29 protein-coding genes and 1 pseudogene are annotated in these 26,516 nt (G+C 38.4%); 13 read left to right on the top strand and 17 right to left on the bottom strand.

Annotated features, from left to right (window positions below):
- Positions 1-102 precede the first annotated feature (102 nt).
- Both ANA7108_RS0115575 and ANA7108_RS0115570 read left to right on the top strand, forming a co-directional pair.
- Entirely contained in the window at positions 103-375 is a 273-nt protein-coding gene (locus ANA7108_RS0115575; RefSeq protein ID WP_016951730.1) for a DUF2281 domain-containing protein, read from the top strand.
- Positions 372-773 carry a type II toxin-antitoxin system VapC family toxin gene (locus tag ANA7108_RS0115570; RefSeq protein ID WP_016951729.1) on the top strand — a complete coding sequence of 134 codons (402 nt, stop codon included), beginning with the start codon at positions 372-374 and terminating at the stop codon, positions 771-773. Before ANA7108_RS0115575 ends, ANA7108_RS0115570 begins: the two co-directional genes overlap by 4 nt.
- A gap of 287 nt (positions 774-1,060) precedes the next feature.
- Here the strand turns inward: ANA7108_RS0115570 and ANA7108_RS0115565 are convergent, their stop codons facing one another.
- Entirely contained in the window at positions 1,061-2,167 is a 1,107-nt protein-coding gene (locus ANA7108_RS0115565) for a peptidylprolyl isomerase (protein ID WP_026104220.1), read from the bottom strand.
- Between the two features lie 214 nt (positions 2,168-2,381).
- On the opposite strand from ANA7108_RS0115565, the gene efp reads away from it, so the two are divergent.
- The 3 genes from efp to ANA7108_RS0115550 all read left to right on the top strand — a co-directional run bounded on the left by efp (position 2,382) and on the right by ANA7108_RS0115550 (position 4,226).
- Positions 2,382-2,939, top strand: a complete 558-nt coding sequence (gene efp, locus ANA7108_RS0115560; RefSeq protein WP_016951727.1) for an elongation factor P — start codon at positions 2,382-2,384, stop codon at positions 2,937-2,939.
- Between the two features lie 190 nt (positions 2,940-3,129).
- Complete coding sequence (accB, locus tag ANA7108_RS0115555; RefSeq protein ID WP_016951726.1) at positions 3,130-3,663, top strand: acetyl-CoA carboxylase biotin carboxyl carrier protein; 534 nt, start codon at positions 3,130-3,132, stop codon at positions 3,661-3,663.
- Positions 3,664-3,881: 218 nt separating this feature from the next.
- Entirely contained in the window at positions 3,882-4,226 is a 345-nt protein-coding gene (locus tag ANA7108_RS0115550) for a metalloregulator ArsR/SmtB family transcription factor (RefSeq protein ID WP_016951725.1), read from the top strand.
- Positions 4,227-4,295: 69 nt separating this feature from the next.
- On the opposite strand, the gene ANA7108_RS0115545 is transcribed toward ANA7108_RS0115550, so the two are convergent.
- The 4 genes from ANA7108_RS0115545 to ANA7108_RS0115530 form a co-directional block, all read right to left on the bottom strand.
- Entirely contained in the window at positions 4,296-4,901 is a 606-nt protein-coding gene (locus ANA7108_RS0115545) for a GerMN domain-containing protein (protein WP_016951724.1), read from the bottom strand.
- A gap of 620 nt (positions 4,902-5,521) precedes the next feature.
- Positions 5,522-6,010, bottom strand: a complete 489-nt coding sequence (locus ANA7108_RS0115540) for a DUF3368 domain-containing protein (protein WP_016951723.1) — start codon at positions 6,008-6,010, stop codon at positions 5,522-5,524.
- On the bottom strand, positions 6,007-6,288 hold the full coding sequence (locus ANA7108_RS0115535) for a UPF0175 family protein (protein WP_016951722.1): 282 nt from the start codon (positions 6,286-6,288) through the stop codon (positions 6,007-6,009). Before ANA7108_RS0115535 ends, ANA7108_RS0115540 begins: the two co-directional genes overlap by 4 nt.
- Before the next feature lie 209 nt (positions 6,289-6,497).
- Positions 6,498-8,306 (bottom strand): proline--tRNA ligase, encoded by a 1,809-nt coding sequence (locus tag ANA7108_RS0115530; RefSeq protein WP_016951721.1) that lies wholly within the window; start codon positions 8,304-8,306, stop codon positions 6,498-6,500.
- 156 nt (positions 8,307-8,462) lie between these two features.
- Here ANA7108_RS0115530 and ANA7108_RS0115525 point away from each other — a divergent pair, with 156 nt between their 5' ends.
- On the top strand, positions 8,463-9,842 hold the full coding sequence (locus ANA7108_RS0115525; protein WP_016951720.1) for a hypothetical protein: 1,380 nt from the start codon (positions 8,463-8,465) through the stop codon (positions 9,840-9,842).
- Between the two features lie 83 nt (positions 9,843-9,925).
- On the opposite strand, the gene ANA7108_RS0115520 is transcribed toward ANA7108_RS0115525, so the two are convergent.
- Positions 9,926-10,456 (bottom strand): hypothetical protein, encoded by a 531-nt coding sequence (locus ANA7108_RS0115520; protein ID WP_016951719.1) that lies wholly within the window; start codon positions 10,454-10,456, stop codon positions 9,926-9,928.
- A 425-nt stretch (positions 10,457-10,881) separates the two neighbouring features.
- Here ANA7108_RS0115520 and ANA7108_RS0115515 point away from each other — a divergent pair, with 425 nt between their 5' ends.
- Entirely contained in the window at positions 10,882-11,349 is a 468-nt protein-coding gene (locus ANA7108_RS0115515; RefSeq protein WP_016951718.1) for a co-chaperone YbbN, read from the top strand.
- 67 nt (positions 11,350-11,416) lie between these two features.
- Here ANA7108_RS0115515 and ANA7108_RS0115510 read toward each other — a convergent pair whose 3' ends face one another.
- The 8 genes from ANA7108_RS0115510 to cysE all read right to left on the bottom strand — a co-directional run bounded on the left by ANA7108_RS0115510 (position 11,417) and on the right by cysE (position 16,362).
- Positions 11,417-11,992 (bottom strand): Uma2 family endonuclease, encoded by a 576-nt coding sequence (locus ANA7108_RS0115510; protein ID WP_016951717.1) that lies wholly within the window; start codon positions 11,990-11,992, stop codon positions 11,417-11,419.
- Between the two features lie 113 nt (positions 11,993-12,105).
- The gene (locus ANA7108_RS0115505; protein WP_016951716.1) at positions 12,106-12,645 is read right to left on the bottom strand and encodes a (2Fe-2S) ferredoxin domain-containing protein; all 540 of its coding nucleotides are present in this window, start codon (positions 12,643-12,645) and stop codon (positions 12,106-12,108) included.
- Between the two features lie 243 nt (positions 12,646-12,888).
- On the bottom strand, positions 12,889-13,092 hold the full coding sequence (gene nifT / locus ANA7108_RS0115500) for a putative nitrogen fixation protein NifT (protein WP_026104217.1): 204 nt from the start codon (positions 13,090-13,092) through the stop codon (positions 12,889-12,891).
- Entirely contained in the window at positions 13,067-13,354 is a 288-nt protein-coding gene (locus ANA7108_RS0115495) for a nitrogen fixation protein NifZ (RefSeq protein ID WP_016951714.1), read from the bottom strand. The genes nifT and ANA7108_RS0115495 overlap by 26 nt, the downstream gene beginning before the upstream one ends.
- Positions 13,341-14,474 (bottom strand): homocitrate synthase, encoded by a 1,134-nt coding sequence (gene nifV, locus ANA7108_RS0115490; RefSeq protein WP_026104216.1) that lies wholly within the window; start codon positions 14,472-14,474, stop codon positions 13,341-13,343. The genes ANA7108_RS0115495 and nifV overlap by 14 nt, the downstream gene beginning before the upstream one ends.
- 404 nt (positions 14,475-14,878) lie before the next feature.
- Positions 14,879-15,076 (bottom strand): DUF2949 domain-containing protein, encoded by a 198-nt coding sequence (locus ANA7108_RS0115485; protein ID WP_016951712.1) that lies wholly within the window; start codon positions 15,074-15,076, stop codon positions 14,879-14,881.
- 311 nt (positions 15,077-15,387) lie between these two features.
- Positions 15,388-15,624, bottom strand: coding sequence for an Asr1405/Asl0597 family protein (locus ANA7108_RS0115480; protein ID WP_016951711.1), 237 nt, complete (start codon positions 15,622-15,624; stop codon positions 15,388-15,390).
- 3 nt (positions 15,625-15,627) lie between these two features.
- On the bottom strand, positions 15,628-16,362 hold the full coding sequence (cysE, locus tag ANA7108_RS0115475) for a serine O-acetyltransferase (protein WP_016951710.1): 735 nt from the start codon (positions 16,360-16,362) through the stop codon (positions 15,628-15,630).
- Between the two features lie 846 nt (positions 16,363-17,208).
- Between cysE and ANA7108_RS0115470 the strand changes: the two genes are divergently transcribed.
- Positions 17,209-17,991 (top strand): CsgG/HfaB family protein, encoded by a 783-nt coding sequence (locus ANA7108_RS0115470; protein ID WP_016951709.1) that lies wholly within the window; start codon positions 17,209-17,211, stop codon positions 17,989-17,991.
- Between the two features lie 79 nt (positions 17,992-18,070).
- On the opposite strand, the gene ANA7108_RS0115465 is transcribed toward ANA7108_RS0115470, so the two are convergent.
- The 3 genes from ANA7108_RS0115465 to ANA7108_RS0115455 all read right to left on the bottom strand — a co-directional run bounded on the left by ANA7108_RS0115465 (position 18,071) and on the right by ANA7108_RS0115455 (position 20,333).
- Positions 18,071-18,520 (bottom strand): DUF2141 domain-containing protein, encoded by a 450-nt coding sequence (locus ANA7108_RS0115465; RefSeq protein WP_016951708.1) that lies wholly within the window; start codon positions 18,518-18,520, stop codon positions 18,071-18,073.
- 195 nt (positions 18,521-18,715) lie between these two features.
- Positions 18,716-19,285: a Uma2 family endonuclease gene (locus tag ANA7108_RS0115460; protein ID WP_016951707.1), complete on the bottom strand. Its 570-nt coding sequence runs from the start codon at positions 19,283-19,285 to the stop codon at positions 18,716-18,718.
- Between the two features lie 109 nt (positions 19,286-19,394).
- Entirely contained in the window at positions 19,395-20,333 is a 939-nt protein-coding gene (locus ANA7108_RS0115455; protein WP_016951706.1) for an NAD(P)-dependent alcohol dehydrogenase, read from the bottom strand.
- A 1,079-nt stretch (positions 20,334-21,412) separates the two neighbouring features.
- Here ANA7108_RS0115455 and nifB point away from each other — a divergent pair.
- The 5 genes and pseudogenes from nifB to ANA7108_RS27460 all read left to right on the top strand — a co-directional run.
- Positions 21,413-22,846: a nitrogenase cofactor biosynthesis protein NifB gene (gene nifB / locus ANA7108_RS0115450; RefSeq protein ID WP_016951705.1), complete on the top strand. Its 1,434-nt coding sequence runs from the start codon at positions 21,413-21,415 to the stop codon at positions 22,844-22,846.
- 124 nt (positions 22,847-22,970) lie between these two features.
- The gene (locus tag ANA7108_RS0115445) at positions 22,971-23,309 is read left to right on the top strand and encodes a DUF362 domain-containing protein (RefSeq protein ID WP_016951704.1); all 339 of its coding nucleotides are present in this window, start codon (positions 22,971-22,973) and stop codon (positions 23,307-23,309) included.
- A 122-nt stretch (positions 23,310-23,431) separates the two neighbouring features.
- Complete coding sequence (gene nifS / locus ANA7108_RS0115440; protein WP_026104214.1) at positions 23,432-24,637, top strand: cysteine desulfurase NifS; 1,206 nt, start codon at positions 23,432-23,434, stop codon at positions 24,635-24,637.
- Positions 24,638-24,758: 121 nt separating this feature from the next.
- Entirely contained in the window at positions 24,759-25,673 is a 915-nt protein-coding gene (nifU, locus tag ANA7108_RS0115435; RefSeq protein WP_016951702.1) for a Fe-S cluster assembly protein NifU, read from the top strand.
- A 246-nt stretch (positions 25,674-25,919) separates the two neighbouring features.
- Positions 25,920-26,354, top strand: a pseudogene (locus ANA7108_RS27460) (AAA family ATPase); the annotation flags it as partial.
- Between the last annotated feature and the right edge of the window lie 162 nt (positions 26,355-26,516).

The following is a 26,516-nucleotide window of genomic DNA, read 5'->3' as shown; positions in this document are numbered from 1 at the left end:
ACTTCGTCATAATATACACGATTTTAGATTTTAACCGACTAAAAAATAAGATATAATTAAGAAAGGTCATTTTTAACAAACAAATGATGAGGATTTTTAATTATGACTCAAGCAGTAGAAAAGCCTAAATCTATCTTAGAAATTATCGAAAGTTTAACGCCTCAACAACAGGAAGAAGTATTAAATTTTATTGAGTTTTTACAGTTTAAATCACAAAAACATGATATCGACATAAAAAGTCAACCTCCACAGAAATCCCCAGAGGAATTAGGCTGGCCTCCTGGTTTTTTTGAAGAAACTGCTGGTTGTTTAGCTGATGATCCTATTCAAAGATATCCTCAAGGTGAATATGAAGAACGGGAGCAGTTAGAGTGATTTACTTATTAGATACTAATGCCTGTATTGTTTATCTAAATCGTCCTCTGTCTAATGTAAGGAAACGATTAGCAACAATACCACCTAATGATGTTGCTGTTTGTTCAATTGTGAAAGCAGAACTATTTTATGGTGCAATGCGTAGTCATAATCCATCTAAAACTTTAGCTGGACAGGAAAGATTTCTCAAGCTTTTTGTGTCTTTACCCTTTGATGATGCTGCTGCTAGTATTTTTGGGCGCATTAGGGCGGAATTAGCTGCTAGTGGTACGCCAATTGGTCCCTATGATTTACAAATTGCGGCTATTGCTATGGCAAATAATTTGATATTGGTGACCCATAATGTCAAGGAATTTAGCCGGGTAAATGGTTTACAGTTTGAAGATTGGGAAGTTTAATTTTAATTTGCTTATATTAAAAATATAAATATACTTCACGCCAAGGCTTAAAGACTCAAAGTTACTAAGAATAAGATCAGAAATAAAAAAACAAACAGAATAGATTTTAGATTTCAGAGTTAAGTAGAGTAACGTAAATAATTAAAGGTTGGTAGTAAGGTCTTTAGACCTGAAAGTAGGGCTGTAGCCCTAACTACGAGCCAATTTCAGAATTTGTTAACTTACTTAACATAGTTCTATTTATTTTCGCCTACCTACTTAATCCAAAATCTAAAATCTAAAATTAATTAAGTTGTCTGTGGCTGAACTAAATTTTCTATGCCCTGAATAACGGTTGCAGATTCAATTTTGTCATCTGCGTTCAGTTTATCTAAAATTTCTCTACCTGCTGTCAGATAGCCAAACACAGTATAACGACCATCTAAAAGATTGCGTCCTGCGGGGGTAAGTTCTGGTTCAAACAAGAAAAAGAAAACTTGGGAAGACCCGCCATTTGCGTCACTTTCAGGACGCGCCATTGCTAAAGCACCAAAGGAAGAAAAAGGCAAAACTGGCATATCCAGATAACGTCCAGCATCTTCGAGAGTAATGCCGTAGGTGGGCTGTTTATCGCCTTCTGCTAAAATTTCTAAAGGAACAGCACGGTATTTACCTGTTTTGGGATCAATAAAACCGAATTCTTTTCCAGCAGGATCTCCGGTTTGGAGTACATAAGATTCTTCAGAACGGGTGAATTCTAAACCATTATAGAAACCCCGTTGGACTAAATCGACAAAGTTACCAGCAGTAACAGGGGCGCTATAGCCGTCTACAACTACGGTAAGGTCGCCTTTATTAGTTTTGATGGCAATAGTGGCACGACCTTTGAGTTGAGGCAAATTACTGTACTCAGCAGGAACTTCAAAAGGGAATTCCTTCACCATTGACTCTTCTAACAAGCTGACGAGATTCAGTAATTTACTTCTACCTTCCAGAGTTTCGGCTTTATTTTTGGTTTTGACTACTTCTTGCAGTTCTACTACCCCAGATTTCAAATCAGTCAGCCAAGCTTGGGCTTGGGGTTGGCGTTCTTCTGGAACGCTTGCTAAGATTTGGGAGGGTTGATCGAGAATCCGCGATGCTTGGCTGAGGTCTCTAGAAACCGCACCCCATCGCTTATTAGCCCGCAGTTGGTTAGAAATATCCTCTAAACTGACTTGCAGTTTACGAACTGGTTTGTTATCGATGGGAAGTGCATAACGTAACAAAGCTTTGCCGTCGGTAATCGCATTTCCAGATGGCAGGGCTGCGTGACTGAAGGGAGTCCACCCAGCTGTAATTATGCCTAAAAATATAGTTACCAGCAGTATTGCCTTGAGGCTGTTCTTTAGGCAGGACTTAAATAAGTTAAACATGGGATAGCTCAAATACAGCATTAAGTTGTTGACAAGGAAATCACCCATGAATAATCTTCCCACAGTAACAGTCCTGAGTGTTGAGTTATGACTGCCGAGTTTTTTATCAGTGGTTTGTTGCTGTTTCTCAGTCACTTCTTGCAGAGCAACTAACAACTGACTACCTTTGAAGGGTACAATAAATGCCGATTGTCTTCCAAAAATTGAAAGTTTCATGATCTCCAGTAACGACTTTCGACCCGGTGTCTCTATTGTTTTAGACGGGTCTGTATGGCGAGTGATAGATTTCCTTCACGTTAAGCCGGGTAAAGGTTCTGCCTTTGTACGGACAACGTTAAAAAATGTCCAGACTGGGAAAGTGTTGGACAAAACCTTCCGTGCGGGGGAAACAGTGCCGCAAGCTACTCTAGAAAAAATCACGATGCAGCATACCTATAAAGAGGGCGAAGAGTTGGTCTTTATGGATATGGAAACCTATGAAGAAGGTAGATTAACTGTAGCGGAAATTGGCGATCGCGTGAAATACCTAAAAGAAGGTATGGAAGTCAACGTCATTCGTTGGGGCGAACAGGTGCTAGAAGTGGAACTACCTAATTCTGTAGTTCTGGAAATTGTGCAAACAGATCCTGGGGTTAAAGGTGATACTGCTACAGGTGGCACTAAACCCGCAATTGTCGAAACTGGTGCAACTGTGATGGTTCCCTTGTTTGTTACCCAAGGTGAACGTATCAAAATTGATACTAGAGAAGACAAGTATTTAGGCAGGGAATAACTTTAATAATACCAATTTGAGATAGTGACTGGGTAATAGGTAATAAGAGTGTTTCAATCACCAATCACCAATTACCAATCCAAACTTCAAAATTGGTAATACTGATTTCAATCCCTTGTTTATATAGGGATTAAATCCCACATTCCGCACTTAAGATTTTCATTTACATTTAGGTCGAGGTAAAAAAACTGTGCCATTAGACTTTAATGAAATCCGCCAACTGCTGGCAACTATTTCACAAACGGATATTGCAGAAGTAACGCTTAAAAGCGATGACTTTGAGTTAACAGTGCGTAAAGCTGTCGGTAATCATGTACTATCAGCAAGTCAAGCTACCCTAGGTGGTGTGGTTGGTTCAGGATTGACATCGGTAACGACAGGAAATCAGATAGCACCCACATCGTTACCAGAAGCAGCAACAAGCCGTGATAATTCTGTAGCTGGGGCGCAATCACCGTTATCAGTGAATACGCCCTCAGCTAGATTGGTAGAGGTACAGTCTCCAATGGTGGGAACGTTTTACCGCGCACCAGCACCAACTGAAGAACCATTTGTGGAAGTAGGCGATCGCGTCCGCAGTGGTCAAACAGTCTGTATAATCGAAGCCATGAAGCTAATGAACGAAATTGAAGCAGAAGTTTCTGGACAGGTGATGGAAATTTTGGTGCAGAATGGCGAATCTGTAGAATATGGTCAACCTTTGATGCGAATTAACCCTGATTAAGTATTAATATCTATATGAAATGAGTCAAAATAATTCGTAATTAATCATTCGTAATTCGTAATTCTTGCCCCACGCTGAACAAGTGCTTGTTTCAAATCTAGGAAAAATAATTTTTCTATCAACAACTTCAGTAAGTATGTAATATGAATTATGAATTACGGATTAGTAATTATTTTGATCACTGTTAACACTTAGTCAGTCCCTGCGGGTTAATCCTGATGAAACAAACGTTGCCTGTACCACCAGAAGTAGTGCAACAAGTCGCTGAATACTTCAGCCTATTAAGTGAGCCGATGCGTCTGCGGCTGTTACACTTGCTAAGGGATGAAGAAAAATGTGTGCAAGAGTTGGTAGAGGCAACACAAACGTCTCAGGCAAATGTGTCCAAGCATCTCAAAGTCATGTGGCAAGCAGGAATCCTTAGCCGCCGCAGTGAAGGAACTTGCGCCTACTACCGGGTGGAAGACGAAATGATTTTTGATTTGTGTAATCGTGTTTGCTATCGCTTGGCCACCCGGCTAGAACAGCAAGCCCGTAGCTTTAGGGTGTTAAATAATTCTTAGTTGTTGGTCATTGGTCATTGGTCAAGAGTTTATTTTTTAGTAAACTGACCACTGACCATTGATTATTTGCTAAAGCGGATAATTTTTGTTAAAGCTTTCACGAGTTAAAGGCTGTTCTAGTTCCACACCTTCACCACCTAAAACTTCCAAAGGCTTACCATTTACTTCAATATAAACCTTAGCTTTAGGATTGAGAGTTGTAGCGGTATAGACAACCTGACCAACACGACCCATCATGGAAGTGCTACCACCTCCACTGGTAAAATCTGCGGATAAATTGACGTGGACTTCATTCTTGTCTGCTTTTAGTCCCAGTAGCTGAGTACCTTCAGGAATGGTTGTGGAATCTGTACCCTCCGTTGGCCCTGCTAACAAAGTTTTAAAAGCGGCTTCTAAAGCTTGGTTAGGTTGTACAGTCGCAATTTTTACTGGCTGAGGAACTAACTCAAGACTTTTTTCCGTTGGTCTAAGCCAATATATACTAGCAGTTTGTTCATTACCTGGCTGGGTTGTTGATGGCTTTTTGATAGTTTGAGAGGGGTTTGCTGGTGTGGAAGTATCGGGAGTTTGGGAAGTTAACCAAGCTACTCCACCACTTACGGCTACAACCGCAGCTGAAACAGCTGCTATTACACCTGAAGAAATATTACGATTAGTTCTTTGTTGATCATTCATATATAGAACCTACTTGACAAAGGGCTGAAATAGTGTTAAAGAGAGTAGAAACCGGGTTAAAGACAATAGAGATGCATGGTGTGGTTCTTAAAATCGATAGATGCTTTAATGTATGAAAATCCTGCTGATTTTAATTTTGCCTGTTTCATACCAATTTGGGATTAATAATCCTCTTGGTTAGGCTATTTCAGCATTTTGTAATCCTGCACCCATAGTAGCTTTATCTCATCTTTAATTTTAGGTTGACTCTTCTAGTCCGTCACCGGAATTCTGATGTAATTATAATCATTTGTTGAAATACGGATATGAAGCTGGTGTATGCAAAGATATTTAATACTCTGCATCCTCATGATTGGTGAGATTGAATATCTAAAAGTATGAGTTATTTAAACTTATGTGTACTTTTGCTTACTCCTTGAATTTACTCCTTGAATTTACTCCTTGAATTTACTCCTTTAATATAGGAATCAAATCCTCAATAGCAATTTCCTGAAATCGATGGATAGATATTTACACAAATTTAATTTTAATTGTAATATTTAACTTTCTGGCGTTGCTGAATTAAAATAGGAAAATCAAAAATCTGCGAGATGCAGGAATTCGAGATTGAGAATAAATGATTAAGATGACTCTTGTGCAGCTAATAAAGCTTCTTGATAGAGTCGTGAACTAATGTGTTTACCTTCGGCAATTAAACTATCTAAAACATCTTTGATTGCAGGGATTAAACCTTGTTGTTTTGCTACTAATAAAATACCAATTGTGCCAATAATTTTTAAGTTTCGAGATAAAGCAACTCGTCTAGCATCCAAATCATCCATTAATAATTGATCAGATGCTAACTCTTCAGCAAGAATCATTGCAGCACATTCACCTGCACCTAGATTTGTTGCCTTTTTGAGATTAGATAGTTTTTCTAAATTCTTAACTGCTATTATCTCTATCCAATCTGCTGATTTGACTAAATTAACTGCTGGATGAGTTCCTGTTGTTACTTCATTATAAACTTCTTGCGGAATAATTACTTTACCAAAAATATCCCGCAGTAAATTGAGTTGTCCAACTTTTGCTAATTCACTTAAAGGAGTTGTATCGGAGACAATAATCACTTTTTATACTGGCTTAAAATTTCTAGTGTTTGAGTAACTTCTTCCTGTAGTTCTTCCTTGGTTTGGCTGGGGAAGGGAGATATTTGATAAATATCCATTAAGTCAGAAAGTTGCCACCGTTCAATCTCTAATAATTCTGCTGCACGTCCAGCACTAATATCTCCATGACGTAATAATGTCATGATGTATGCTTCTTTTGCTTTTTTTTCTGCTTCTAAACGATGAATTTCTGGGACTTCGGGTAAGGTGAGGGTAAATTTGATTTCTGTTGCAGCCATTTTATTTTACCATTACTAAATTTTGGGAAATATTGGGTTTTCTTGCGTCAAGCCAACCTACTACTGACTGTCTGATAGCGTAGCGTGGCGTAGCCATATCAGGATTTTTAGGATTAAAGGATGTACAAGATTGACAATTTAGGGGGCTAACCAAGAAAAAAACCTCAGCGTACCTCCGCGTTTACCTCAGCGCCCCTCTGCGTTTAATCTTACCCTTCTATCGCTTCTTTAATCCACTGTTGCAATGTATTGACAACTTCCTCAATCGGGATTTCTTGAGATTCACGAGTTGCGCGTTTTACTACTTCCACTTTACCGTTAGTAATCGCTCTCCCTGTCACTATTCTAAAGGGAATTCCGATTAAATCTGCATCTTTGAATTTAACACCTGCTCGTTCATCTCTGTCATCAAGTAATGTTTCTACACCTGAAGAGTTGAGTTCGGTGTAAAGTTTTTCCGCAACTGCGATTTGTTGGGCATCTTTAATGTTAGGAATTGTGATAATGGCGTGATATGGTGCGATCGCAACTGGCCAAATTATGCCATCCTTATCATAGGATTGTTCAACCGCTGATTGTGCTAACCGAGACACACCGACACCGTAGCAACCCATAACTAAAGGTTTTTCTTCCCCTTGTTCATTGGTATAAGTTGCACCCATCGCTTCAGAGTATTTTGTCCCCAATTGGAAGATGTGACCGGCTTCGATCCCTCTAGCTGTTTGTAGGGTTTGAGTTGGATCATGGAGAGCGTGATCGCCTGCTTTTGATTTACGAATATCTACGGTTAATGCTGGTAATTTAAATTGCTCATTCCAATTTGCACCAACGACATGAAAACCAGCTTCATTTGCACCAGTGACAAAATTCTTTAACTCCACAGCGGTTTTATCCACCAACCGCACAAACTGGGAATTTACCTGTTTACTTCCAGCGATATAATCATCAGCAATATCTGGTGCAATATAACCTAAAGGTAAAGATTTTGCTGCCCAAGTGGCGATTGTTTCACTAGTAGGTATACTAAAAGCAATAATAGCTTTTGCACCAAATTGAGAAGCTAATTTAGTCAATTCATTTTGTAATTTGACTTCGTTAACTTCCTGATCTCCTCGAATATTTACCAACACCAAAACCGTTAAACCGTTATCATATACAGTTTGATATAAAACGTTTTTGACAATTTGAGTAGGAGAACACTTCAAGAAATTACAAAGTTTTTCAATTGTATCAGTTCCCGGAGTTTCCCGTTTTTCGTAACTTGTAAAAGGGGAAGTTTCAGAATCAGCAGGTAAAGAAACCGCCTTTTCTACATTCGCTGCATATTTACCATCTTCAGTGTAAAGAACTTCATCTTCTCCCGCATCTGCTAACACCATAAATTCTGTAGAACCAGAACCACCAATAGCACCAGAATCAGCTTCCACAGCCCGAAAAGCTAAACCAGAACGCCGCAACATATTACTGTATGCTTTGTACATATCCTGGTAAGTTTTTTTCAAACTTTCTTCATCAGCATGGAAAGAATAACCATCTTTCATGATAAATTCTCTGCCGCGCATTAAACCAAAACGAGGACGAATTTCATCACGAAATTTAGTTTGCAGTTGATATAAATGTAGAGGTAATTGACGATATGAACGAATCATATCACGGGCAACAGTTGTAATTACTTCTTCATGAGTTGGTCCAAGTCCTAATTGTTGTTCTCTTCTATCAACGAGAGAAAACATAATTCCCTCAGCTTTAGTATAGGTGTCCCAACGTCCCGATTCCTGCCATAATTCAGCAGGTTGTAATTGAGGTAATAAACATTCTTGTGCGCCGGTAGCGTTCATTTCTTCCCGCACAATTTGGGAAACTTTTTGCAAAACCCGCCACATTAAGGGAAGATAAGCGTAAATGCCGCTACCGATGCGACGGATATAACCGGCACGAAGTAACAATTTATGGCTAGGGATTTCCGCATCAGCCGGATCATCCCTCAGTGTAACAAATAACATTTGTGATAATCGCATCGTTTTTTACCTTTACTTCCTAACTTTTCAAATCGGTTATGTTTAAAGTGTTTCCATTTAGTCAAACAGTTTTTGAATAAGGACTAAAGTCCTTACTACTAAACAAATTCTGCTTTTTCCATGTAATTTGAGGAGATAAATATCTTGTCTGAAGAAATGTATCAAGCACAACCACCTTTAGAGTTTATTCCGCCAGCTTTTAACCCTTTATTATTAAAATTGGTACATCTGCTACTACCTGACTGGATACGCTGGAAAACACCTATTAGCAACATTGAAGCAAACAACGTTGAAACTTTGGCGGATTGTTATCAGCGGTTTCAGAATGGTAAAATCCGGTTTATGTTGGCATTTCGTCATCCTCAAACAGCAGATCCTCTTTCGTTAGCCTATTTAGTGTCCCAAATCTTGCCTAAAGTAGCACGAGTTAGGGGTACACAGCTAGAATATCCGCTTCATGCTCATTTTATCTATGATCGGGGCATTCCTCTATGGGCGGGTAAACATATTGGTTGGCTTGCTTCTCATTTAGGTGGTACTCCCATTCAACGCGGTAAGGCTGACTGGACGGGGTTACGTTCTGCGCGGGATTTGTACGCTAATGGGAAGTTTCCAATGGCTGCTGCACCAGAGGGTGCTACAAATGGTTTATCGGAGATTGTGAGTCCTTTGGAACCGGGTATCGCACAGATGGGTTTTTGGTGTGCGGAAGATTTACAGAAAATGGGAAGGAATGAGGAAGTTTTAATTTTACCAATTGGAATTAAATATGGTTATGTCAATGAACCTTGGGGTAATATAGCAAATTTATTAACTGAATTAGAAGCAGCAAGCGGTTTATCCATTAACTTAACAAATAATAATTCTTTTGAGGTACTTTATCCCCGATTATTGACTTTAGCAGAACATTTGTTGTCGGTAATGGAACAATTTTATACTAAATTTTATCATCAAAAACTACCAGATGAAAAAATTACTAATGGGAAAATTACAGATAGAAATGAAGCTTTAGCTTATCGTTTACAAGCGGTGATGAATATCGCTTTATTCATCGCTGAACAATATTTTGATTTACCATCTAGAGGCAATTGGGCTGATAGATGTAGACGGGTAGAACAATCAGGTTGGAATTATATATTTAGGGAAGATTTTAAGGATATTACACTATTATCACCCATTGATAAAAGTTTGGGGGATAGAATTGCTGAAGAAGCATATTTTCGGATGTGGCACATGAGGTTAGTCGAGAGTTTTGTGGCAGTTTCTGGGATTTATATCCGCGAACAACCTACGGTAGAAAGATTTGCGGAAACTACTTTAATTTTATGGGATTTGGTTAATAAAATTAAAGGTAATAATCCTTTAAATCGTCCACAATTAGGTAAGCAGCGAGTGAAGATAACTGTGGGTACACCGATATCTGTTTCTGAACGTTATTCGGGTTATAACAGTAGTCGAGTTGCTGCTAGACAAGCGGTGGCTGAGTTGACGAGTGATTTGCAGCAGATGTTGGAGGATTTGGTGGAAAAGGGATGATTTTTTTCTCACGTTCCAGACGTAGAAAGAAATTCAGAGTTTGATCTAAATCCTCAATTTTTGAAGTTGAGGATTTGGGTTATTTATTTGGCACTATTTTTTAACTCGTTCCATGCTTTGACAACTTCAGTTAATTTATTTGGTAGTTGAGATTGAGAAATATCATTGTATTGTGTTGTGGTTGTTTGACTAGTTAGGGTATAGGTAATATAGTCTGCTGCACCTTGAGGTGCTGGGAAACTCAATTTGTTGAATTTTTCAAATTTAGCTTTATTTAGTAAGCGTTCAAACTGTCTGACTTTTTCTTTAGAAACTCTAAGAACACTCCGTTGTGAGTCGTTAGCATCTCCTATTAATACTCGCATGAGTATCCCGTCGTTCATTAAAACGGTTTGATAGGTTCTTCCTGTTATTCCCCCACTCGCAATTTCTCTAAATACCATTCCTTGGGTTAAAGGTTCTGGTAATTGATTATTGGGAATTAGGACAGGTTTGATTTTTTTACTGTTGTTAGTTTGATGGTGTTGGTGGCTGGGATTAGCATTAGCAATAGCAGGGATAGTTGTTAAACTAGCTAATGATAGAATGGTAGTTAATATGATGATGTTTTTCATGATTTTTTTGAAAAGAATACCAAGATGATTAATTGTTGATGACGTTGGGTAATCTTGTATTGTTTCCTCTTTGTCTGATAGCGTAGCGTGGCGTAGCCATATCAGGATTTACAGGATTTAAGGATTTATGGCTTTAGCTTGCGTGACGACGTAGGAGTCATACGCCACGCTACGCGAACAGGATGTTAGCTTGTGATTTATCTGCTGATGATATAGGAATCCGGTTTGGTTTCTGTCCGCGTAGCGTAAGCCATATTTACTCGTAGAGGTAGGGAACAGGGAAGAAGGAATCAAGGTATACGAAGTTCTGTTCACAATTTAAATAGGAGTCCTATACAATGCAATTAATGTATAAAAATTCTCCACAGACTTAAAGGCATTGTTATATGAATAGTAATGAAATTAAAGCAGGTTAAAAAGAGATCATGACCTATGATCAAAGACAAGCTTTTTTGAAAAAATCTCATGTAGGAAAGTTATTTAAAGTTGCACATTTATTTCCAGCATCTGACGGAAAACCAACTATATTATCTATCAGTGAAAAAACCTTTACCAAAAATGTTTTAGAATCTCCTATCCCTGTATTGGTAATTTTTACAGCCCCTTGGTGTGGACTATGTAGAATTATTCATCCTTTGTTGCTACAATTTCAAGTTCAATGCAGTGATAGAATAAAATTAGTTGAGGTTAATGCCGATCAATATTTTAAACTATCTAATACTTATAGGATTAAGTCCCTACCAACTTTATTGCTGATTGAAAATGGTATTGTCACGCAGCGATTAGAAGAGTTTCGTTCACGAGAAGATTTACGTCTGAAATTAGAAAGTATTCAAATCAGCTATAACAATAGTTACTCTGAAAAAATTGATAATCTAAAATTTACAGGTTAAGATTACACAATAAGATAAGCTAAATTAATTATTTTGCTAATATGAACGGCCTGTTATCTTAACATAATTACCCAGGAAACACTTTAGATAAATCCAAAACTAAATCAGGGAAAGAAGGCAATTTAACAGATTCATTAGGCAGTAAAATTAATTTACGACGATAATCAAAATTACCTTGTGAATCTTGATAAGGCTCACTGTAACACTCTAAGCAATTTTTGATTAAATTAAATATCCAATAATCAGCAATACCGGCTTCTGCATAAAGAGGTAATTTTACATCTTGATCATATTTCAAAGTAGAATTGGAAATTTCAATTATAAGTAATATATCAGATGGGATGGGATGGGCTGAAAGGTAGTTATCATTGATATTACGGACAATGGCTAAATCTGGTTCTGGTTCACTATAATCAGGGATAATAATAGGTTGTTGGCCTCGTACCATAGCGCGGTTTAGCAAAAGCTGGACTAACTCCCTAAATAAAAGTGTTTCACAAACCGAGTGCGGTGTACCTTTTGCAGCCATTTGAATTATTTCACCCTTGATTAACTCGACTCGCTCATCTTCTCTAAAGAAGCCGAGTTCCGCTAGACGGTGATATTCCGCTACAGTGAAGCGTTTAGCAGTAACTACAGTCATAAAAATTACAGAATTACAGAGCTATTTTTATGTTAACTCTTGACAGTAAAAATAGGTGAATGAGAGTTGATCTCTTTCACCTTTGCAATAATTTTGCACAATATTTTGACAACTTAACTCAAATGATTCTCCAACAAAGAGGCTATAGCTTCTGGATGAATTTTCTTGTATTGCTTTTTACCCAGCATCAAAACACAATTGGGTGCGCTGCTACAACGTTTTTGACAATCGGTATGTTCAATTGTCACTTTATCAGATAAACCGCGATCGCACAAAGTTTTCTCTAAGTCTGATAATAACCCCTTTCCACCCCGTTTCATACAACCAGATTTTTGACAAACCATAATCTTGGCTTTGGTTTGAGGTTGGCGATTTTCAATGAAACACAAACCAACTGCTTCTACTTGATAAGCTTTGAGTTTAACCTTACTTGTACGTGGGTTCAATTTACTGATAGCACCAACGCGAATTTGTTCACCAGGTACTAAAGAAGAAACTGGAGAACAGCGCAAATCTTTAGGTAGTTTAACTTTCACTTTCCCAGAAGGAATTGCTAAACTTAAATATTTATATTTTCCTGGTTTATCACCAACAAAACCTAAAAACTGTCCTTCAAGATTCAATTCTGATAACGACTGATACTTTTCACCCATGTCAATAACTCAAAATTACAAAATTAACTTTTATTCAAACTGAGTTAGATAGGGTAAATCATGCCTAATTCGTAATTCTTAATTCTGAATTCGTAATTGAAGAGAGTAAACGACACCATCAATTAAGCAGTTCAATTCCTCAATGATGAGAATTACAAATTAAGTATTATCAATTACGAATTATTTTGACATGATTTCCAAGATGGATTTGTACCATCTCACCATCTCCCTACCATCAAATTTCTAAGCGAGGCGTTTAGCTTCTACAGTTAAAGGTAAACTTTCCGTAGCTGGTAACTCACTAAATTCTAATTCCCAACCATTAGCTAAAGTGAGAACCTTACCTGCATCACTATCTGTTTGTTTGACAACTTCTTCCTCAAGGTCTTTTTTAGCAACGTAAGCAACTAAAGTACCAGCATCATTCATTCTTAGCATTACTTTCATTATTTTCCTCAACAATTTCTAGTTCTTTCTTTTTACAACCGATGACGAACCCTGTATCTAAGAAATGCACAGCATATATATAGGTATTTTGTAAAAATGTGCCTATACTTGCCACATAACCAACGTCTCCTTTTTGAGCCAAAACTGCACCAATATCTTGGCCAGGAAACGTCCCATCATTTTTGATCAATTTACGAATTCGGACTTTTTGACCAATTTCAAAAGCGGGAGGTAAGTCCAGTTCTAATTCATCGCGCTGCATGAGAATACCTCTGTTCACGTACTAGATTTAACAGTTCTTCTGTAGTGAGACTACGTTTTTTTAGTGTTGATTGTTGACGCACTGCATCTAATATAGATTGGGTTTCTTCTGAATTCAAAAAGATGCCATATTGTTCTAACAAATTAGATACTAAATGCCGTCCAGAATGTTTACCTAAAACTAAACTACGTTCCCAACCTACTTCTTCTGGATCATAAGGTTCATAAGTTTTAGGATTTTGCAATACACCATGAGCATGAATACCAGATTCATGAGCAAATGTATTTTTACCGACAATTGCTTTCCAAGGTTGAACATTAGCACCTGATGCAGCAGCAACCAATTGAGATAGTTCTAATAAATGTCGAGTTTTAATCCCTAAATCAACACCATAGATGCATTTTAGAGCCATAATAACTTCTTCTAAAGCTGCGTTTCCGGCTCTTTCACCTAAACCATTAACGGTGGTATTAACGGAAACTGCTCCGGCTTTTATCCCAGCAATAGCATTAGCAGTTGCTAAACCAAAATCATTATGGGTGTGAATTTCTACGGGAATTGATAAAGTAGATACTAACCGTTTAACTTTTAGATGAGTTCCAAAAGGATCAAGAACTCCAACTGTGTCGCAAAAACGAAATCTTGATGCACCCCATTCTTGAGCATATAATGCCACATCTTCGAGGAAATTTTCATCTGCTCTAGAAGAATCTTCTCCCCCGACTGCAACCCAAAGACCATTATCAACTGCGAAGCTAATACAGTCTTTAAGTCTTTGTAAACTTACTCTCCATTGACCATGAAATTTAGCAGCAATTTGAATACCAGAAACGGGAATAGCAATATGTACTCGTTGTAGTCCGCAAGCGATAGAAGCTTTAATATCTGATATGACAGCGCGGTTCCAACCGAGTAACTTGGCATCTAAATCTAAGTTAACAATGGCAGTAATTGCCCGAATTTCTTCTTCTCCCATTGCCGGAATACCGACTTCTAATTCAGGTACACCAATGGCATCAAGAAATTGAGCGATCGCTACTTTTTCTTCTAGGTTAAAAGCAACACCTGCTGCTTGCTCACCATCACGTAATGTAGTATCATTAATAATGATCTGACTCATTTCAAATATTCCTCTAGCCGAGTTTTTACTAACACCCTTTAACGCTACAATTCCTAATACTGATAAATATAAAATAAACATTAAAATTTCAGTGAAAACACTAAAAATAGCGCCAGTTATTAAACAGGGTTTATGACTTTTAATTATTGCTCAATAACTCATGCCACATCTGTATGACAGAAAACAAAATCTTGGTATAATTTAGGAAGATTTTTTTCTGCTCTGATTTGGATGCTGTACAAATAACCAGTAGCTAATATAGCTATTAGTAGCTCCTATAAAGAATAAAATACTCAGTCCAGCAATTAAAGTAGCAATCATAGTAGTACCTTCATTTGTAAGAGTTCAGGATTCGGAATACTTGTAAAATTCCCTCGGTTTTTTTATTTTTAATCTTTAATTAATTACGCGTGTTCTGCTAACCAATCAAAAATTTTTTCTAACTGCTCTAAATCAATAAAACCATATTGCCAAAGCAGCATCGGTATTGGTCCTTTATCTAACTCACGGTGTCGCAAAGCAACAGCAATATTTGCTTTTGGAAGTTCCAGTTCATTATGCAAAAAGTGAAGTAATTTCTTATCGCTGTTACGCTCTACCATAATTTGACGTTGAAAATATCAAGCTAGACAATAATTTCTCAAATTCCATCCCCAATGTTAGTTACTAATTTCACTGTATTCAGAAATGAAATATGTCAGAGAATTTTTAGATTTAGTAGATTTAGCAGATTCGGAAAAATGAGTGAAACCTAAGCTTAGGTTAATTCTCTTCAGTCTGCAAGCTAATTTGTGAGTGAACAATAACTTTGAGCTTTTCAGAGTCTGAATGATGCTTGCATCATGAATTACGCTCTGATATTGTATTGATTAGACATTCTAGAAGTTGTAAATTGTGATCACTCACACATTTTTTACTCAATACTGTGAAGCCAACAATCTTCTAACCATGTCACTAACTCACAGCGAGAAGCTAGAAATTGCATAACTGCACTGCGGACAAGAATGGCTTCTTGGAAACTATTGATTTGCACTCGCAAAGAACCATCTGGAGGACAAGAACAAGTAATCATTAATTCTTGCAAACGGTGATAAACTTGCCATCTATCGCTCAAAGGAATCTGCAAAACTTGTTCTCCTAGTGAAAACATAATTCAACTATCCTTTTGCTGCTGATGATTTGTTAGGGTTTGCAGTTGTTGTTCAAGTTTCTCAATTCTGGAAAGCAAAGAACGAATTATACCTGCTTCAACATCAGGAAGTTTTCCATGTTCTAAAGGAGAAAGACGTTTGCTTTGTTTATGGGAAATAATCCGTCCAGGAATCCCCACAACAGTGGAATCTGGAGGCACATCATGCAAGACAACTGAACCTGCACCGATACGGACGCGATCGCTAATTTGAATATTTCCCAAAACTTTCGCACCGGCACCCACGACAACGTTATTACCTAAAGTAGGATGACGTTTACCGCTTTCTTTCCCAGTTCCACCCAATGTTACACCCTGATAAATTAGTGTGTAATCTCCCACAATCGCAGTTTCACCAATCACAACACCCATGCCATGATCGATAAATACACCTTTACCAATTTCTGCACCTGGGTGAATTTCAATACCTGTTAAAAACCTTCCCAAGTGAGAAATAAAACGTGGGATAAAACCCACTTTCCGCAGGTGTAACCAATGTGCAGAACGATGTAAACACAAGGCATGAAATCCAGGGTAACAAAATATCACCTCTAACCAATTACGTGCTGCTGGATCACGCTCAAAAATGATGCGAAAATCGCTCATTAATGGCTCCAAAAAACCGCCAGAACGTTGATTTTTCCGCAAGTCTGTAATTGCAGTTTTGGTTTTACTAATACTGTCTAAAGACTGTTGCATCGGTACTGTCTGGTTAAAAGAGCCATGTTGTATTTTTATGCTTATATCAGGTGACTCGAAAGCAAACATAACCGCAGATACCGATTAGATTTATTGAATTTATTACGTTTGTACTCATAGGTTTAAACCCCTATTTAACAGAACTTTACATTTTCTGTTGGGGTAGGGGTACTAGCTTTTTATAACAGGGGTATTAGTATTTTTGGGGTAGGGATTCAGTTTTTTTGTACTCAATATAAATCTCTTTACCTATGCGGCTTGGCAGCGATTTAGGCAAGATAATTAGCTATATATTAAGTTGTACTCATTGCCTAAAAATGGCAGGTAGAAGGAATTACAACTTAGATTTCTGTATACTCAGCTACTATTAATATAGTAGGGTTTTGGTAGTCAAAAAAGCGATTTCTTTATTTTGTTTTAGGATTTGTTTGCTGTATGTAGGAACACAAAATAAAAACAGCTAATACCAATTTTATGTGAGGTTGCACATAATTCTGAAATCCATTGATTTATCTGTCTTTATCCGCGTTTATCTGCGTGCATCCGCGTACCCTTCGGGAAGCAAGCTACAATTATTCTATGCAGCTTCATATTAATCTGGTATAAGAATAAAAGTTTAAAAATTCTAGAGTTTTATTTGGTAATTTTTGCTACTATCTACTTGTCAAAATTAAGTAAATAGTCTTTAATATAACAAGCATCAGCTAAGTAAGTTATGAATGAGCCTTTGTTAGCCCTTGTAAAAAAAAGACAAAGGTATTGCTATTTACTTGAGATTATGATACCTTCTCTAAGTGTTAATAATCGTTATAACAATTCTCGCTTAACTACCACATAACTATGATTATGGAAATACCTTCTCTATATCAACGATTAAGTCGCAATACTGTACTTGCTTTAGCAACAGTGACTTTGAGTTTTTCTATTGGTAGCGTTAGTGCTTTTGCTCAAGAAAAACCCACAATTTCAGTACCAGATTTCAAGAATGAAACCACCTGGTGGTGGTGGAACAGTACCACATCTAAGCAGTTGGCAGATGCCCTGAGCAATGAATTAACATCAACGGGAAAATTCACCGTTGTTGAGCGACAAAAGTTAGGAGAAGTCCTTTCAGAACAAGAGCTTGCTGAAGCTGGATTAGTTCGCAAAGAAACCGGTGCAAAGAAGGGAGAACTCACTGGGGCGAAATATATTATTCTAGGCAAAGTGACTGCTTATGAAGAAGGGGTTGATAATGAATCCGGTGGATTAAGAGGCGGCATTAATATAGGTGGTATTAGTCTAGGTGGTGGCAATAGGAAAAATAAACAAAAGGCTTATGTTGCTATTGACTTACGTGTTGTAGATTCAACTAATGGAGAAGTAGTTTATGCCCGTACTGTTGAAGGGCTGGCGACTAGTGAATCTAAGAGTAATTCTGGTGGTATAAGTTTTGCTGGCATCAATCTTGGTAGTGATAATCAGAAAACAACCAAAGCCCCTGTTGGTAAAGCACTTCGTGCAGGGTTGATCGAAATAACGAATTATCTCGGCTGTGTGATGGTTGATAAAGGTAGCTGTCTAGCTGAGTTTGAAAATAAAGAACAGCGTCGCCGTGATAATACTCAAAACATTTTAGAATTAGAATAAATGGATTAACGTTCATTCTCTCCTATAGAAAAGGGCGTTGCTAAATTCATATTGCCATTATGCAACGCCAATGTTTAAATTAACGACCCAAAAGGTATTGCAACTGAATCTGAATATCAGTGTTAGAACCAGCTACTAAAACAGCAGAGTCATTAAACTTGGGTGGTCCTGTCAGAACTAATGGATTATTAGAAAACCCAAAACCTTCTGTAGGGATACCAAAAGAATTACTATTGAGAACCCCATCTGCATTGATATCATGAATTAATGCAACGGCATAATTACCTGGTTTCAAGTTCTTGAAAATCAGTTTTTGAGGTGCTTCTGTAACCTCAATACACTCAGATTGTAAAGCTTTTTTACTATCAGCAGGAAATCCTTTACTCTTAGAAAAAAGACTAGCACAAATTTTTCCAGATTGGTTTTTTATTCCATCCACATTAACCGTCAGATTACTATTTAAACCGGCTCTGGCACTAGCTAAAAATAGAAGATTTCCCAAAATAGGCACTAGCAGTATCAGTCCCATGCTTGACACTTTCTGTAGCCCAATTTTTAAATGTTGTTTCACTGACTTACTCTCTATTCAACTCAATTAAACACCACTAATATTGTACCTGGCAATATTGTCAATTGGTATTTTCTTGTTGCCCAACAGACGAGAGAATCTGGACTTAAGCAGAAATAGCGATTCTTTGTTTACTAGCAATTGTAGCCAAATTACTCATCCAAAACTAACACCGCGATAAGTCTCTGCCATTGGTAATTCAACCCCAATTGAATCTAAAAAAATAGATTTTTCCAAATCATTAAAATCACTCAATAACCAACCTTGAGATTGCTTGCTATATTTTTCTATAAAAGGTTCATCCTGTTCGACTAATAAGTATTCACAAAAACCAGGAATTGAACGATACATCCGAAACTTACTTTGACGGTCATAATCTGCTGTTGAGGGGGATAATACTTCAATAATTAAAATGGGATTTAAAACTTCATCTGTGCGATTTTCATTTAGTTGCGGTTCACCTTCAAAAACCATCATATCTGGATATACTCCGCGTTTATGTTGAGGAATCCATAGCCGCAAATCGCTGTTGATTGGCTCAAATTGAGTATCGCGGAGAAGAAACTTCAGAAAAGCAAAAATATTGCCACCAATACGGCTGTGGTTGAGTGATCCTCCAGACATTGGGACAATTTCTCCATCACGATATTCGCTGCGTCCTTCCGCTTTTTCTTCAATGGCGCGATATTCATCTAAACTGTAACGACGCTCAATAGTGGTAATCATAGGTCGTAATTGATGACATTGGCTGTAGGAGAAGAAGACTATTTTGTCACAGATTTGAACATGATCTAGCGTTTATATAGAAGTTCTAACAACGATGACTGCGTTATGGCTACACCGTAAGCGCAATTTTCCCTACCGCCCGCTCACCTTCACTGTATTTATGAGCCTCAGCTAATTCTTGCAAAGGATATGTGCAATCAATCACAGTTCGTATTTTCCCCCCTTCAATCAAATTTTTTAAATGTACTAAATCCTTGCTATTAGGTGTTTCTAAGACAAATTTCACCTTTTGACCAGGCAGAATCATTGTCAAAAAACCCTGTAAAATTAATTCCGGGGTAGGTAAAGTGGAAATATAAACTCCATTTGGCTTTAAAACTTTTCTGCAATTAGAAAATTCTCCTTTAGCAACCGCATCAAAAATAATATCGTACTGCACATTACCTTCAGTAAAATCCTGTTGCGTATAGTCAATTACCATATCTGCATTCAAAGACTTAACCAAATCCAAATTTCTGGTACTGCAAACGCCCGTCACCTCAGCCCCCAAAGCTTTAGCAATTTGCACCGCAAAAACGCCCACACCGCCCGAAGCACCATTAATCAATACCGTCTGTCCTGATTTGATATCACCCAAGTCTTGCAGGGCTTGTAGAGCCGTTAGCGCCGCCAAAGGTACAGTAGCTGCTTCTTCATAACTCATATTTGTGGGTTTGGGAGCCGCAAAATTTTCCGGGATAGCAGCGAATTCTGCATAAGCACCTCCAGGTAAGTTAGTGCTGCCATAAATAGCATCTCCTACTTTAAAGCGTGTTACCTGTGAGCCAACTTCCACAACTTCCCCAGCTACATCAAACCCTAGAATTATTGGGAAGTTGTTCCCTGTCAATAAACTCAACATTCCCTTGCGGATTTTCCAGTCAATGGGATTGACACTACTAGCATGAACTTTCACAAGTAACTGCTCTGGATTGATTTTCGGTTGTGCCACTTCTTCATACTGCAAAACTTCAGCAGAACCATAGCGTCGGATAACAACAGCTTTCATGACATTTTCCCCTGTTTGACTTGTTCACTATAAATAATAGTGTAGCGATATCAAAAGTTCACTGCTAACGAAATTTTTACCAACTACTAAACGCTAAATTTGACATTTTGATCATTTCTGAACAGTTTTCAGAACTTGAAAAATTAAATCTTCTAAAAATTCTCTGCATTAACATGGGTATATTGATCAGGCTGAGTTCCTTGCTGTATCAGACTTACAAGGGTAATTAACATCATTAATTTTCAAAAATTAAAAGAATATTAACTGCATTTTTACCTCAAAAAAAATGATATGTTGGATACAGAATATAGGTTGGCAGATATCTGGACTATAACAACGGTTTCTATTCCAGATTTACACCTCAAATCCCTTGCAAATTATAGCTTTCAGCAGGATTTGAGAAGTGTTTGAGTACATGAATAATGTAGCTTAAAATAAACAAAAATATTGCCCAATCCCTGACAGATATAGGGTTTTAACTGAGTACAAAGAAATCCTGAACCCCATTCCATAAATACTCGTACCCCAACTGAAAAATACTAGAACCTCTACCCAAAAAAATTTTATTTAATTTTTGTAACCCTGGCAAAGGTTGGGGTTTATAAATTTGAGTACAAACATAATATATCCAATAAATCCTATCCTAGACAGCCTAGCCACCTCTCTAGAAACGGCTGCTATAAATCATTTATCGCCAATCACTTAACGCTCCTTAACAAAGTTAGCAGCCAAAAGTGAGTGGAGGGATGAGATAGCACCATGCCTGAAGTGAAAGGAAGTCGCGGCTGTACACACAAAGTCTACCCAAGACCCAAACGTTGACACACACCAGCCGAACCTTGGAGAAATTTTGGATTTTAGACTTCGGCTGCGCTCAGTCGAACGATTTGAGATTTGGGATTAAAAGTCTTAATTAATAGACTGTTGCCATCATCTCAAATAACACTAAATCATCCAAAATTTGGATCATACTCCTGCAAATAAAATGAGTATAAGACGCGACTTCAGTTCATGGGCATTGGCAGTAGTAACAGCATCTCCCACAGTGGCTCTCTAGTCCACCGAACTTGCGAAATTCAATGACACTACCTGCTACAAACATTCTCACCTCCTCCAATCAGGAATCCATTATCACCCCAGCTAAATCTGGTGGTTGCGGTTGCGACAGCAGCACAACTCCAGAAATGGACGAAAAACTCATAGAACGCATTTCCAAACATCCCTGCTATAGTGAAGAAGCTCATCATCACTACGCCCGGATGCACGTTGCCGTTGCACCAGCTTGCAATATTCAATGTAACTATTGTAACCGCAAATATGATTGTGCTAACGAAAGCCGTCCTGGAGTAGTAAGTGAGTTGCTCACACCTGAAGAAGCCGCACATAAAGTGTTGGTAATTGCGGGTAAAATTCCCCAAATGACAGTTTTGGGAGTTGCGGGGCCTGGTGATCCTTTGGCTAATCCCGAAAAAACCTTCCGTACTTTTGAATTGATTGCAGACAAAGCACCAGATATTAAACTGTGCTTATCGACTAACGGTTTGATGTTAACAGAATATGTTGATCGCATCAAACAATTAAATATAGATCACGTTACTATCACCCTTAACACCATCGACCCAGAAATAGGCGCACAAATCTATTCTTGGGTTCATTACAAACGTAAGCGTTATAGAGGCGTGGAAGGAGCAAAAATTCTCCTAGAAAAGCAGTTGGAAGGTTTGCAAGCTCTCAAAGAAGCTGATATCTTGTGCAAAGTTAATTCCGTGATGATTCCTGGAGTTAATGATAAACATTTGGTAGAAGTTAACAAGGCAATTCGTGAGCGAGGGGCATTCTTACACAACATTATGCCGCTGATTTCTGCACCAGAACATGGTACACACTTTGGTTTAACCGGTCAACGGGGACCCACAGGTAAAGAACTCAAAGAAGTTCAAGATAACTGTTCTGGTAACATGAAAATGATGCGTCACTGTCGTCAGTGCCGAGCAGATGCGGTAGGATTATTAGGAGAAGATCGTAGCCAAGAATTCACCAAAGATAAGTTCTTGGAAATGGCTCCAGAATATAACTTGGAAACACGCCAAGAAGTTCACGAAGGTATTGAGAAATTTAGAGAAGAAATTAAAGCAGCTAAAGACAAAGTAAGTAATGGCAAAAAATCTGCCAATGGTCCTAAAATCTTAGTTGCAGTAGCAACAAAAGGTGGTGGATTAGTTAATCAACACTTCGGACACGCCAAAGAATTTCAAGTGTATGAAGTTGATGGTAACGAAGTGCGCTTTGTCAGTCATCGCAAGATTGATCAATATTGTCAAGGTGGATACAGCGAAGAAGCTACCGCAGATAATATCATGAAAGCGATCGCAGATTGTAAAGCGGTCTTAGTATCCAAAATCGGCAACTGTCCTAAAGAAAAACTAGAAGCAGCCGGGATACAAACTGTTGAAGCTTACGACGTAATTGAAAAAGTTGCTTTAGAGTTTTACGAACAATATGTAGCGGAATAGGTGACAGGTGACAGGTGACAGGTGACAGAAAATAAGTAGGGGTGGGGTCTTCCCGCCCAATCACTAATCACCTCTTCACCTATTATCTATCACTAATCACCAATTCACACAAAGGCAAATAATTATGGCTTACAAAATTACTAGCCAGTGTATTTCCTGCAAGCTTTGTTTGTCTGTTTGTCCTACCGGTGCAATTAAAGTAGTTGACGGTATTCACTGGATTGACTCTGAACTTTGCACAAACTGTGTTGGCAGCATTCACACTGTACCTCAATGTAAAGCTGGTTGTCCCACTGCTCATGGTTGCGTTAAACAACCAAGCGATTATTGGGAAGGTTGGTTTGCTAATTACAACCGTGTTTTAGCAAAGTTGACCAATAAACAAGATTACTGGGAAACTTGGCGGAATAGTTATTCCCAGAAATTCTCTGAACAATTGCAAAAGCATCAAGTAGTGATTTAAGTAATAGGTAATAGGTAACAGGTGACAGGTGACAGAAAAGAAATAAGTTTTGACCAATTACCAATTACCCATTACCCATTACCTATTCCCAATAACTATTAACTAATAACTTAATGACTAAAATGCAAAAGAATTGCATCTATCTCGATAACAATGCTACCACCAAAGTTGATCCAGCAGTTTTAGAGGCAATGTTGCCTTATCTGACGGACTATTACGGTAATCCTTCTAGTATGCACAGTTTTGGTGGACAACTTGGTAAAGGTGTAAAAATTGCCAGAGAACAAGTTGCGGCTTTACTAGGAGCAGAAGAATCAGAAATCGTTTTTACCAGTTGTGGAACTGAAGCAGATAATGCTGCTATTCGTGCTGCATTATTAGCTCAACCAGAAAAACGCCACATTATCACAACTCAGGTAGAACATCCCGCAGTTTTAAATGTCTGCAAACAATTAGAAACCCAAGGTTATACTGTTACTTATTTGTCAGTTAATGCGAAGGGACAGTTAGATTTAGATGAACTGGAAGCTTCCCTGACAGGTAACACCGCTTTGGTCAGCGTGATGTATGCCAATAATGAAACCGGCACTATCTTTCCTATTGAAGAGATTGGTGCTAGAGTTAAGGAATACGGCGCTATCTTCCATGTCGATGCAGTTCAAGCAGTAGGTAAATTACCCTTGAACATGAAGACCAGCACCATAGATATGTTAACTATATCTGGTCACAAAATCCACGCACCTAAAGGCATTGGTGTTCTATATGTGCGTCGTGGGGTGCGGTTCCGTCCTTTCCTCCTTGGAGGACACCAAGAACGGGGACGCAGAGCAGGTACAGAGAACGTTCCCGGAATTATCGCTTTAGGTAAAGCTGCGGAATTAGAAATGCTAAATTTAGAAGAGGCAACCAAAAGAGAAAGTCGGTTGCGCGATCGCTTGGAAAAAGCTCTTCTTGCTAAAATTCCCGACTGTGAAGTGAATGGTGATCCTAGTCATAGATTACCAAATACCACAAATATTGGTTTCAAATATATTGAAGGTGAAGCAATTTTGCTCTCCTTAAATAAATACGGTATTTGTGCTTCTTCTGGTTCTGCTTGTACTTCTGGTTCACTAGAACCTTCCCACGTTTTGCGGGCTATGGGTTTACCCTACACCACTTTACATGGTTCGATTCGTTTCAGTCTTTGTCGCTATACAACAGAAGCTGAAATCGATCAAGTTATTGCAGTTATGCCAGAAATTGTTGAACGTCTCCGCGCTTTATCTCCCTTCAAAAATGATAATGCGGGTTGGTTACAACAACAATCATTAGTTAGTAGTAAATAGGTAATAGGTGATATGTAAAAGTCTCCTAAATCTTATCAGGGTTTAGCAATGCTAAACCCCTACCAAATTCTGAATTATTTCTTATAATCCAAAATCTAAAATCCAAAATCCAAAATCAACTATGTGGGACTACACAGATAAAGTATTAGAATTGTTTTACGATCCTAAAAATCAGGGCGCAATTGAAGAAACAGGTGAAGCTGGAGTTAAGGTTGCAACTGGAGAGATAGGTAGTATTGCTTGCGGTGATGCTCTCAGACTGCATTTAAAAGTGGAAGTTGCATCTGATAAGATTCTCGATGCTCGGTTTCAAACTTTTGGCTGTACCAGTGCGATCGCATCTTCCAGTGCTTTAACCGAAATGGTAAAAGGTTTGACATTAGATGAAGCCTTAAAGGTGTCTAATAAAGATATTGCCGATTACCTGGGCGGCTTACCAGAAGCGAAAATGCACTGCTCAGTTATGGGTCAAGAAGCCTTAGAAGCTGCCATATATAATTATCGAGGCATTCCTTTAGCTGCCCATGACGATGATGACGAAGGCGTACTAATTTGTAGCTGTTTTGGTATCACTGATACTAAGATTAGAAAGGCTATTGCACAAAATAATCTCCTCAGTGCAGAACAAGTAACAAATTATGTAAAAGCTGGTGGCGGATGCGGTTCCTGTTTAACGAAAATTGATGATATAATAAGAGAAGTAAAGCAGGAAACCGCCAAACAAACTCTCAACACCAACGGCGTGAAAGCTACTACAGAAATTGCTAATTCAATGTTTAATGGGGGGCAACAAAAACCATTAACTAATGTTCAAAGAATTGCCCTGATTCAAAAAGTATTAGATGAAGAAGTCCGACCCGTATTAATTGCCGACGGTGGAGATGTAGAACTCTACGATATAGAAGGCAATAAAGTACAAGTTATTCTCAAAGGTGCTTGCGGTTCATGTTCCAGCAGCACAGCCACTTTAAAAGTTGCGATTGAAGCGAGATTACGCGATCGCATTAACAAAGAAATCATCGTCGAAGCAGTGTAGGGGCGGGGTCTCCCCGCCCTCCTCTCCCCTCTCCCCGCCCTCCTCTCCCCGCCCTCCTATTCCAGGGTTTTCAACACCCATAAACCAATTATTCTTACAACCCAATAAACACCATGAACACAACTAAATTGTCTGTAGAGCGATCGCCTCCATAGCGACGTTCTACACACGCTCACCGCCGTAGAACTTGGCCGTGAGAACCAAAAGACAAAACACCAACTAACCAACTCTAGGAAAACACGAACAATGACTACTGACGCAAATATTAGACAGATAGCATTCTACGGCAAGGGCGGTATCGGTAAATCTACCACCTCTCAAAACACCCTTGCAGCTATGGCTGAAATGGGTCAACGCATCATGATCGTAGGTTGCGACCCTAAAGCTGACTCTACCCGTTTGATGCTGCACTCCAAGGCTCAAACCACCGTTCTTTCCTTGGCTGCTGAAAGAGGTGCTGTTGAAGATTTGGAACTCCACGAAGTCATGTTGACCGGTTTCCGTGGTGTTAAGTGCGTAGAATCTGGTGGTCCAGAACCCGGTGTAGGTTGTGCAGGTCGTGGTATTATCACCGCTATTAACTTCTTAGAAGAAAACGGTGCTTACACAGACTTAGATTTCGTATCTTACGACGTATTAGGTGACGTTGTATGTGGTGGTTTTGCTATGCCTATCCGTGAAGATTAAGCTATTTTGTCTGGGGTTTTTGTGAATGCAATTGGTTGGGAATTTTGATTTTTTTATGCCCTATTTATGCCCTGGGAAATTTTAGGAAAATAGGGTTTTTGTTGGGGTTTATTCTTTTGTTTACCCTATTTTTTACCCTGTGTCAATGGGGATACA

Origin of the sequence: Anabaena sp. PCC 7108 (genome assembly GCF_000332135.1) — a bacterium.
In the GTDB taxonomy this organism is placed as follows: domain Bacteria; phylum Cyanobacteriota; class Cyanobacteriia; order Cyanobacteriales; family Nostocaceae; genus Anabaena.
The sequence above is the reverse complement of the archived record's forward strand: the minus strand, read 5'-3'. Positions and strand labels throughout refer to the sequence as shown.

What these genes read in the sequence shown, in the direction of transcription:
- ANA7108_RS0115545 (WP_016951724.1), bottom strand. Translation starts at nt 4,901, where the DNA reads ATGAATGATCAACAAAGAACTAATCGTAATATTTCTTCAGGTGTAATA.
- ANA7108_RS0115530 (WP_016951721.1), bottom strand. Translation starts at nt 8,306, where the DNA reads ATGCGATTATCACAAATGTTATTTGTTACACTGAGGGATGATCCGGCT.
- ANA7108_RS0115470 (WP_016951709.1), top strand. Translation starts at nt 17,209, where the DNA reads ATGGAAATACCTTCTCTATATCAACGATTAAGTCGCAATACTGTACTT.
- ANA7108_RS0115510 (WP_016951717.1), bottom strand. Translation starts at nt 11,992, where the DNA reads ATGACTGTAGTTACTGCTAAACGCTTCACTGTAGCGGAATATCACCGT.
- ANA7108_RS0115535 (WP_016951722.1), bottom strand. Translation starts at nt 6,288, where the DNA reads ATGGCTGCAACAGAAATCAAATTTACCCTCACCTTACCCGAAGTCCCA.
- ANA7108_RS0115520 (WP_016951719.1), bottom strand. Translation starts at nt 10,456, where the DNA reads ATGAAAAACATCATCATATTAACTACCATTCTATCATTAGCTAGTTTA.
- efp (WP_016951727.1), top strand. Translation starts at nt 2,382, where the DNA reads ATGATCTCCAGTAACGACTTTCGACCCGGTGTCTCTATTGTTTTAGAC.
- ANA7108_RS0115525 (WP_016951720.1), top strand. Translation starts at nt 8,463, where the DNA reads ATGTATCAAGCACAACCACCTTTAGAGTTTATTCCGCCAGCTTTTAAC.
- ANA7108_RS0115505 (WP_016951716.1), bottom strand. Translation starts at nt 12,645, where the DNA reads ATGGGTGAAAAGTATCAGTCGTTATCAGAATTGAATCTTGAAGGACAG.
- nifU (WP_016951702.1), top strand. Translation starts at nt 24,759, where the DNA reads ATGTGGGACTACACAGATAAAGTATTAGAATTGTTTTACGATCCTAAA.
- ANA7108_RS0115515 (WP_016951718.1), top strand. Translation starts at nt 10,882, where the DNA reads ATGACCTATGATCAAAGACAAGCTTTTTTGAAAAAATCTCATGTAGGA.
- ANA7108_RS0115550 (WP_016951725.1), top strand. Translation starts at nt 3,882, where the DNA reads ATGAAACAAACGTTGCCTGTACCACCAGAAGTAGTGCAACAAGTCGCT.
- ANA7108_RS0115565 (WP_026104220.1), bottom strand. Translation starts at nt 2,167, where the DNA reads ATGTTTAACTTATTTAAGTCCTGCCTAAAGAACAGCCTCAAGGCAATA.
- nifT (WP_026104217.1), bottom strand. Translation starts at nt 13,092, where the DNA reads ATGAAAGTAATGCTAAGAATGAATGATGCTGGTACTTTAGTTGCTTAC.
- ANA7108_RS0115480 (WP_016951711.1), bottom strand. Translation starts at nt 15,624, where the DNA reads ATGTTTTCACTAGGAGAACAAGTTTTGCAGATTCCTTTGAGCGATAGA.
- nifS (WP_026104214.1), top strand. Translation starts at nt 23,432, where the DNA reads ATGCAAAAGAATTGCATCTATCTCGATAACAATGCTACCACCAAAGTT.
- ANA7108_RS0115465 (WP_016951708.1), bottom strand. Translation starts at nt 18,520, where the DNA reads ATGGGACTGATACTGCTAGTGCCTATTTTGGGAAATCTTCTATTTTTA.
- nifB (WP_016951705.1), top strand. Translation starts at nt 21,413, where the DNA reads ATGACACTACCTGCTACAAACATTCTCACCTCCTCCAATCAGGAATCC.
- nifV (WP_026104216.1), bottom strand. Translation starts at nt 14,474, where the DNA reads ATGAGTCAGATCATTATTAATGATACTACATTACGTGATGGTGAGCAA.
- ANA7108_RS0115445 (WP_016951704.1), top strand. Translation starts at nt 22,971, where the DNA reads ATGGCTTACAAAATTACTAGCCAGTGTATTTCCTGCAAGCTTTGTTTG.
- ANA7108_RS0115575 (WP_016951730.1), top strand. Translation starts at nt 103, where the DNA reads ATGACTCAAGCAGTAGAAAAGCCTAAATCTATCTTAGAAATTATCGAA.
- ANA7108_RS0115455 (WP_016951706.1), bottom strand. Translation starts at nt 20,333, where the DNA reads ATGAAAGCTGTTGTTATCCGACGCTATGGTTCTGCTGAAGTTTTGCAG.
- ANA7108_RS0115460 (WP_016951707.1), bottom strand. Translation starts at nt 19,285, where the DNA reads ATGATTACCACTATTGAGCGTCGTTACAGTTTAGATGAATATCGCGCC.
- cysE (WP_016951710.1), bottom strand. Translation starts at nt 16,362, where the DNA reads ATGCAACAGTCTTTAGACAGTATTAGTAAAACCAAAACTGCAATTACA.
- ANA7108_RS0115485 (WP_016951712.1), bottom strand. Translation starts at nt 15,076, where the DNA reads ATGGTAGAGCGTAACAGCGATAAGAAATTACTTCACTTTTTGCATAAT.
- ANA7108_RS0115495 (WP_016951714.1), bottom strand. Translation starts at nt 13,354, where the DNA reads ATGCAGCGCGATGAATTAGAACTGGACTTACCTCCCGCTTTTGAAATT.